Origin of the sequence: Microcoleus sp. D3_18_C2 (genome assembly GCF_036702395.1) — a bacterium.
Taxonomy (GTDB): domain Bacteria; phylum Cyanobacteriota; class Cyanobacteriia; order Cyanobacteriales; family Microcoleaceae; genus Microcoleus.
The window spans coordinates 99179-106751 of record NZ_JAUBTG010000019.1 but is presented as its reverse complement, the minus strand read 5'-3'; the positions used below and the strand labels follow the sequence as shown (position 1 = coordinate 106751).

Sequence of the window (7573 nt, the reverse complement as noted above, 5' to 3'; positions counted from 1 at the left end):
TCCCGCCCGTCCGTTTTGGCCGGGCGGGACGCCCATCCCACTTTCAAGAGTGGAAGTTATTTAATTCTCATTCCTTAATAAGTACAGCTTCCTGTACTTACCGCAAGATGGTTCTGTCCTCAAGCTTCCGACTCATTGCAGAGTCTTGTTCCCGTGTGCCCCACGGTACAATTCAAAACCCAAAATACTGGTTTCTAGGCGTACTTGTTGCTCGAAGTTTTTACCCGCGCCAGCTTTTCTGCGCTCAAGCCCATAACTTCAGTTTTCAAGGTGCGTTGCCTTCAGGCGACTGGGTTTTTAATGTGGTTGAATACCCTAGCCACATTACAATATTATCATGACCAAGAATAAAAAGTCGTCCTAGAAGGACGGGGCTTTAGACCCAATTTTTTGGTAAAATGCTTGCAGAGGCTGGTGCAGAAAACGGGCCGATCGCCCGATCGCCATTGTGTCTCACGGCTTTGTATATTCAACTCTAAAACTTAAAATTGCACGGACGATCGGAAATAGCTGACAGCTACATTATGACCAAATTGACTCTGGTAATCGGCAACAAAAATTATTCCTCTTGGTCGCTGCGCGCTTGGCTGGCGATGAAACAAGCTGGACTGGAATTTGCCGAGGTGAGAATCCCCTTAGACTGGCCGACAACCCATGAGGAAATTCGGCGCTATTCTCCTTCGGGAAAAGTGCCAGTTTTAATCGACGGCGACTTGAAAGTGTGGGAATCTTTAGCAATTTGCGAATACGTTGCAGAACGCTTTGCAAATGATTTGTGGCCGACAGATGTAGCCCAACGGGCGATCGCCCGTTCCATCTGCGCCGAAATGCACGCGGGTTTCCAAAATTTGCGCGACAATATGCCGATGGACTGCCGCAACCGCTATCCGGGAGAAGGGAGGACTCCCGGTGTAGAAGCAGAGATCGATCGCATCTTTGCCATTTGGCGCGAATGCCGTCAAAAATTCGGAACAGGTGGCAATATGCTATTCGGAAAATTCACAATTGTTGACGCTATGTTTGCCCCCGTTGTGATGCGTTTTGTCACCTACGGAGTCAAATTAGATTCAGTAACAAAAGCTTATGCGGATGCGATTTTGGCCTTGCCTGCCATCCAGGAATGGGTAGCAGCAGCTTACAGCGAAACGGAAAGTATTCCACACATGAAAATCTAGGAAAAATCAGTTTACTTAAACTCAAATCTCAAATTTCAAGTCTCAAATATGAAATCAGGATGCGGATTCTTTTAGTTGATGATGAAGTTGAGTTGACTGACCCTTTAAGTCGAGTTTTAACGCGCGAAGGTTATACAGTAGATGTGGCATTTGACGGAGCAAGTGGCATCAATTTAGCCATGCAGGGCAATTACGATTTGCTAATTTTGGATTGGATGCTACCGAGACAAACCGGACTAGCAATTTGCCAGAAATTGCGATCGCAAGGACGGAATACGCCAGTGCTATTTCTCACCGCCAAAGATACCGTAGACGATCGCGTACAAGGACTCGACGCCGGTGCAGACGACTATTTAGTCAAACCTTTTGAACTGCGAGAATTGCTAGCCAGAGTCCGCGCCTTGCTGCGGCGGCCTCCTACTTTTGATGCCGAGGTTGCTGTCGGGCGGCTGCAAGTTGCAGATTTACAGCTAGACTACGACAATCAATTAGCTTATCGGGGCGATCGTACAATTGACTTATCAGAAAAAGAATGTCAGTTATTAGAATACTTAATGCGCCATACCGGTCAATTGCTAACACACGAACAAATCCACCAGTATTTGTGGAGTGAAACAGAAAAACCCAGCAGCAATGTATTAGCCGCTCAAATTCGCCTCCTGCGCCGCAAAATAGAAGCCCCGGGCGAATCTGTCCTAATTCACACAGTCTATGGCAGAGGCTATCGCTTTGGAGAAGCCAATTAAAAATCATAGAAATTGTACAAAAATCATTTTTACTTCTTCCCTCTTCCCTCTTCCCTCGGACTGACATCCATTACATCCGTTACATCCGTTACATCCGTTACATAATCCGTTGCCGAACTTCCTTTTTCCTGGGGCTATATTATCTATTATCGGGAAAGTGTGCACCCTAAACCAGCCTTTACGTATCTTGACAAACCAAAGTAATTACTGTCACCTCCGGGGGACAAAATAGTCTTCCCGGCGCATAAGTTCCCAAACCGCGATTCACGTACAGCAAATTACTCCCAACCCGATGCAAACCGCTAGCCCATTCCCAGTGAGTAACTACTCGATCCCAAGCCGACAGAAAAGGAATGAACTTTCGGATTCGTTTAGGAATAAAATAGCCAATTTTTCTGACCCAAGCGTACAAAGGGCCGATACCAGGAATAACGATTTGACCGCCGTGAGTGTGCCCAGAAAACTGCAAATCAATCCGCCAATTTTGCAGATTTTCAGCAGTATCAGGATTGTGAGACAAGACAATCCGAGGAATTGCGGGATTTATGGATGCCATGACAGGTTTAGGCGCAAAATCGCCCGACCAAAAATCTGCTAACCCAACTAAAGCCAATTCAGACCCCAAAGGATAGATTGCTTCGTTGTACAAAACCCGAATCCCGACGCTATTTAAAGCATTAGCAACCTCTCTCTTGGCCCCCGGCCAATAGTGGTCGTGATTGCCCAAAACCGCGTAAATTCCCACCCGACTTTGCAACTTTTTCAATCGCTGCACTAAGTCGTAAATAGGTGCGGGATCGTAGGTAATAAAGTCACCGGTTAAAAAAATCATGTCTGGTTCAGCTTGATTGGCCGCAGCAATCGCCTCTTCTAGCAACCATTCCGACAGCCGCACCCCGTCATAGTGAAAGTCCGTAAGCTGTACAATTTTAGTACCGGATAGATTTGCTGGAAGATTGGCGATTGGTATTGTTAAATGCTCTACTCGCAGTTTCCCAGTTAATAACCTGTGCATAAATCTAAAGTTTATTGATGACAGAGCGCCACCTCTAGCTTAGCAAATAAACAAGCAAGACTGCCAAACTAGATATTCTTCCCTTTTCCTTATATTCTCTGACTAATTACTACATTCAGGGACGCAAAAAGTCGGATTTACTCAAGAAAATTGAAAAAGAAATGCCCAATCTTCAGTTAGGCTTTCTTGCAAAATTGTTTGGGTTTTACGCCCCCAACTACTACAGCATTTTTATAAAAAAATGACAAGCGAAATCCCCATCGCATCGGCTTACCACGCGGGGATTGCCCCTACCAAACACTATCTCATCACTAATGATTTATTACTAAGGATCGCGAATTAAATAACTTACAATTTTAATTGTTATTGTGGGATGGGCGTCCCGCCCGTCCACTCATGACGGGCGGGACGCCCATCCCACTTTCAAGAGTGGAAGTTATTTAATTCTCATTCCTAAGTAAATGGAAATAAACATGGCGTAGGGGAGGCAGAGTTTTGCATTAATAATAAACTGGTGGCTAGTATAGATCATTGCCTTACCCGCCCCTAATATTTTTTATTGTTTGTCGAGTCTGCCTACTTCTTAACTAATAACTTTTGACGAAAGTCGCTTCTTCTCAATATATTGCTGGTGGTAATCCTCTGCCATATAAAATTCCCCAGCAGGTTTGATTTCCGTGGCAATATCTTTGTCGTATTTACCGGAAAGTTGTAATTTTTGTTTGGAGGCGCGAGCGGCTTTTTCTTGTTCGGAATTGTGATAAAAAATCACCGACCTGTACTGTTCGCCTCTGTCGGGGCCTTGGCGATTGATTTGGGTAGGATCGTGACAATTCCAGAATACATCTAGCAGTGCTTCGTAACTCACCTGCGATCGATCGTACTCTATCAGCACAGATTCAGCGTGACCGGTGACTCTGGCGCAAACATCCAGGTAGCAGGGATTCGGCCAGTGGCCTCCTGTGTAGCCCGCAGCAGTCGAGACGACACCCGCAACGGCGCGAAACTTGTGTTCAACTCCCCAAAAACAACCAGCGGCAAATGTGGCTTTTTCCATCGTGTTACTCATCGTATTGAGATAAAACTTGGCACTAAATTATGGTTGACATATTCCCATAAGTGTGCATTCCCAAACTAATCGCGGCTGTACGTAGTTTAACAAATATTGTCGTGCTTTCTCCAAGGGCTCTAGGGGCGATCGACTAATTCCCCCTGCCAAAAATTGCTGCCAGTAACAGTGTTGTAAATAATCGATTAACCACAACTGAGATTCAGTATCTAAAGTTTTATCAATTTCCTTTGCCAATTCCAAAGCAGACCGCAGATTTTGAGGCAACTGCTTCACCTTTTGCAGCAAATCATCGGGTATTGATTGCAGTTGCTGCCAAATAGAAATCGCCTCCCCAGGACTGCCCTGAGCCATCCCCAGTACCTCGGAATGATTCAAAATCTCCGCGAATCCCGCTTGCTGCAAAACTTGTGCCATTGCTTCGGGATTCAGCCGAGAAAACGAAATTTTTTGACAACGCGAAATTAAAGTTGGCAGCAAAAGTTCCACTGTCGGAGCAATTAAAATTAGGGCTGCTTTTCCCGGTTCTTCCAATGTCTTCAATAAGCCGTTAGCGGCTCCCTCAGCCATTGTTTCTGCTTGTTCCAACACTACGACTGAACGTGCTGCTTCTAGCGGCGGTCTGCTGAGAAAATTACTGATTTCTCGAACTTGTTCTAAACGAATTTGTGGTGGTGCTTTCCGCTTTAAACCGGCTTCCTCTGCTTCCTTTGGCGTAAGCCGTTTGCCTTGGTTCATATAAGTTGGTTCTACCCAAAGTAAGTCTGGATGATTTCGCTGTCGCACGCGATTTTGCACGGAGGCTATTAGTCTGGTTTCGGGAATATTGGCTGAGAATAAAAGCTCGATGAAACACTGAGCGGCTAAACTTTTGCCGATGCCGTTAGAGCCGACAAATAAATAACCAGGAGCAATTCGGTTTCGCTCGACTGCTTGAGTTAGCAATTCTACTGCTCGCTCTTGTCCGATTAATGATGTAAAATAATTCATGTGACAGTATTCAGTTGACAGTATTCAGTTGACAGTTGACAGAAGGAAGTGGACAGAAGGAAGTTATGGTAGGGTGCGTCAGGGGCGCTGAATGTAATGACTACCTCTTCAAGAATTTTGCCCCGCTACCCTATGGTGAGTTAGTTACAACTGAAATCTTGCACCATTCTCAACAAGCTGTAGGGGCGGGTTCACTCTTGAGCCTCGGAAAGTAGCAGACAGGTTAAAAAACCCGCCCCCACCCCACCCAAAAGCCCCAATTGACATTGCTGCAAGATGTCAGTTACAACGAAGAAACCGGGTTTTTCCTCTACCTTGAGGATTTTTAGCAAATATTTCGTAAAAAACCCGGTTTCTGGCTATCTATGTAAGCTTACTTTTCAGAATTGGTATTATTTAAATATCCCCAACCTTCTAACCGGCGAGTTACAATAGCTTGAATTTCCTGAGCGACTTCATATTCAGGCCGATCGGCATTTATGCGAACAATTCGAGATTTATTTGCCTCGGCTAACTCCGAAAAACCTTGCTGCACAAGGCGGTGAAACTTCAAATCCGCTTGCTCGATCCGATCGCACCCTCCGCGAGCCCTTACCCTCGCCAAACCTTCCTCCACATCAATATCCAGCCACAAAGTCAGATCGCTTTCCAAGCCGCCGGTGGCAATGTCATTCAACTGCTTAATTAAATTTAAATTAAGACCGCGGCCGTAGCCCTGATAAGCGATCGTAGAGTCAGTAAAGCGATCGCATAAAACAATCGTTCCCTTAGATAACTCGGGTTTGAGAAAAGTTTCGACGTGTTGAGCGCGATCGGCCGCGTACATGAGTAATTCTGCTCGATCGGATACAGATTCGCCCCCATCTTGTTTCAGCAGCAAATGTCGCAGTCCCCTTCCCAGCTCAGTACCCCCCGGTTCGCGAGTAGCCACCAAGCGGACTCTCAGAAAGCAACTTACTTGCAGGAACTGTATCAAGCGCTGCATTTGCGTAGTTTTACCCGCACCTTCAACCCCCTCAAACACGATAAGTTTGCCTTTCATTGCCCTAACTTTCCACCTGAATAAAATAAATCCATATTGTTCTGTGCATCTGTTCTAGGTTCGGTATGATAATAAAGTCTAAATGCCTCACGGCTGGAGTTGTCTATGGCTCGCTATACTGGTTTTTTTATCGTTGCCGTTCCGATCGACCGTCTCCGTCAATCCCTGATTGAAATTTTAGAGTCATGCAATCTTGATATTATCTACAATACAGGAGATTCCGTCATGGCTCGCGAGCTTCCCGGTCAAGTTTCCATTGCCAAACTTGTCACCGCAGAAGTCCTAATTGAGAAAAACACGGCCAGCGACTCAGAGGTTCGCATGAACTTCGTGATTAAAAACGAAGAACTGCCCCTGCAAACCAACAACCACTGCCGTCAAATGTTCGAGCTAGTGAGTCGTTCAATTATGAACAACAATAACTGGCGACTTTTGGAAAGTATGGCACTCTAGCCATCAGTCAGTCGAGTTTACATTTTAGATTTTAGAGTGACTCCACAGATAAATCTGGGGCCTCGAACTAACGTCGAAACTTCTTTGGTCTCGACTCCTGGTGTGGGGGGCTTGTATCCGTCTTGGTATGAGGCCATTAGTCATTAGTTTCTAGCTAATGACCGATGGCCTCCGACTTTTATATGCCATCCCTAAATTTAAGCTCGAAATCCCCGGCGCAAAAACAAAGAATTTGTCACCACGCTAACAGAACTAAACGCCATAAATGCTCCAGCCGCCGCAGGACTGAGTAGAATTCCGGTTGCAGGCAGCAAGATACCTGCGGCTACCGGAATTCCCAGAGTATTGTAACCAAAAGCCCAAAATAAATTTTGGCGAATCTTATTAAAAGTAGCGCGCCCCAGCTCGATCGACTCAACAACATCCATCAAAGCATTTCGCATCAGCACAATTTGAGCAGTTTCAACTGCCACATCAGTGCCGCAGTGCAAACCGATACCGACATCAGCTTGAGCCAAAGCCGGCGCATCATTGATACCATCCCCCACCACAGCCACTTTACAGCCTTGGGCTTGCAAAGTCGCGATCGCCCTCGCCTTCCCCTCCGGCCGCACCCCGGCCAAAACATCAGCCGCCGCCAAACCTAGCTGCTGCGCCGTCACCGCCGCCGCAGACGGCGTATCCCCCGTCAGCATCATCACCCGCAATCCCATGCCCCGCAAACGTTCCACCGTCGCCTTAGCATCCGGCCTCAGAGTATCTTTTAGGCCGATTACCCCCAGCAAAACGCCCCCAGAAGCCACGTAAACCGCCGTTTTGCCTTGCAAAGACCCCGACAATTCCGTCGCCACAGCGACCCCCTGCTCCTTCATCCACTCAGCATTCCCCGCGAACACCCGCCGGCCCTCCACCAAAGCCGAAACCCCCAAGCCCGGTTCCGTGCAGAAATCCTCAGCAGCTAGCAGCGGCAAACCTTGCTGTTGAGCTTCCAGCAAAATCGCTGCCGCGATGGGATGAGAAGCGCCCCTTTCCACCGCCGCCGCAATTTGCAGCAGTTTTGAGTCAATTGTGGAACAGGCATCT

The 7573-nt window shown here is 46.8% G+C and carries 9 protein-coding genes; 4 read left to right on the top strand and 5 right to left on the bottom strand.

Features of this window, described 5'->3' with window-relative positions; all coding sequences use genetic code 11:
- The 3 genes from QUA88_RS14400 to rppA form a co-directional block, all read left to right on the top strand.
- A partial coding sequence (locus QUA88_RS14400) for a hypothetical protein (RefSeq protein ID WP_333272296.1) occupies positions 1-341 on the top strand: 341 nt, incomplete at its 5' end.
- Positions 342-524: 183 nt separating this feature from the next.
- Complete coding sequence (locus QUA88_RS14395; protein WP_333053124.1) at positions 525-1175, top strand: glutathione S-transferase family protein; 651 nt, start codon at positions 525-527, stop codon at positions 1173-1175.
- Positions 1176-1234: 59 nt separating this feature from the next.
- Complete coding sequence (rppA, locus tag QUA88_RS14390) at positions 1235-1921, top strand: two-component system response regulator RppA (protein ID WP_333053126.1); 687 nt, start codon at positions 1235-1237, stop codon at positions 1919-1921.
- 178 nt (positions 1922-2099) lie between these two features.
- On the opposite strand, the gene QUA88_RS14385 is transcribed toward rppA, so the two are convergent.
- The 4 genes from QUA88_RS14385 to tmk all read right to left on the bottom strand — a co-directional run bounded on the left by QUA88_RS14385 (position 2100) and on the right by tmk (position 6037).
- Positions 2100-2936 carry a metallophosphoesterase gene (locus QUA88_RS14385; RefSeq protein WP_333272292.1) on the bottom strand — a complete coding sequence of 279 codons (837 nt, stop codon included), beginning with the start codon at positions 2934-2936 and terminating at the stop codon, positions 2100-2102.
- Between the two features lie 583 nt (positions 2937-3519).
- A complete protein-coding gene (gene msrA, locus QUA88_RS14380) occupies positions 3520-4005 on the bottom strand; it encodes a peptide-methionine (S)-S-oxide reductase MsrA (RefSeq protein ID WP_445299481.1) in 486 nt (161 codons plus the stop codon).
- A gap of 27 nt (positions 4006-4032) precedes the next feature.
- Positions 4033-4995 (bottom strand): DNA polymerase III subunit delta', encoded by a 963-nt coding sequence (locus tag QUA88_RS14375; protein WP_333272289.1) that lies wholly within the window; start codon positions 4993-4995, stop codon positions 4033-4035.
- A gap of 373 nt (positions 4996-5368) precedes the next feature.
- A complete protein-coding gene (gene tmk / locus QUA88_RS14370) occupies positions 5369-6037 on the bottom strand; it encodes a dTMP kinase (RefSeq protein ID WP_333053131.1) in 669 nt (222 codons plus the stop codon).
- A gap of 105 nt (positions 6038-6142) precedes the next feature.
- On the opposite strand from tmk, the gene QUA88_RS14365 reads away from it, so the two are divergent.
- A complete protein-coding gene (locus QUA88_RS14365; protein WP_190659999.1) occupies positions 6143-6490 on the top strand; it encodes a hypothetical protein in 348 nt (115 codons plus the stop codon).
- 197 nt (positions 6491-6687) lie between these two features.
- On the opposite strand, the gene QUA88_RS14360 is transcribed toward QUA88_RS14365, so the two are convergent.
- Positions 6688-7573, bottom strand: an 886-nt coding sequence (locus QUA88_RS14360) for an HAD-IC family P-type ATPase (RefSeq protein WP_333210478.1), incomplete at its 5' end; no start/stop codon positions are given.

Coding starts and splice junctions, on each gene's coding strand:
- rppA (WP_333053126.1), top strand. CDS start 1,235: ATGCGGATTCTTTTAGTTGATGATGAAGTTGAGTTGACTGACCCTTTA.
- msrA (WP_445299481.1), bottom strand. CDS start 4,005: ATGAGTAACACGATGGAAAAAGCCACATTTGCCGCTGGTTGTTTTTGG.
- QUA88_RS14385 (WP_333272292.1), bottom strand. CDS start 2,936: ATGCACAGGTTATTAACTGGGAAACTGCGAGTAGAGCATTTAACAATA.
- QUA88_RS14365 (WP_190659999.1), top strand. CDS start 6,143: ATGGCTCGCTATACTGGTTTTTTTATCGTTGCCGTTCCGATCGACCGT.
- QUA88_RS14375 (WP_333272289.1), bottom strand. CDS start 4,995: ATGAATTATTTTACATCATTAATCGGACAAGAGCGAGCAGTAGAATTG.
- tmk (WP_333053131.1), bottom strand. CDS start 6,037: ATGAAAGGCAAACTTATCGTGTTTGAGGGGGTTGAAGGTGCGGGTAAA.
- QUA88_RS14395 (WP_333053124.1), top strand. CDS start 525: ATGACCAAATTGACTCTGGTAATCGGCAACAAAAATTATTCCTCTTGG.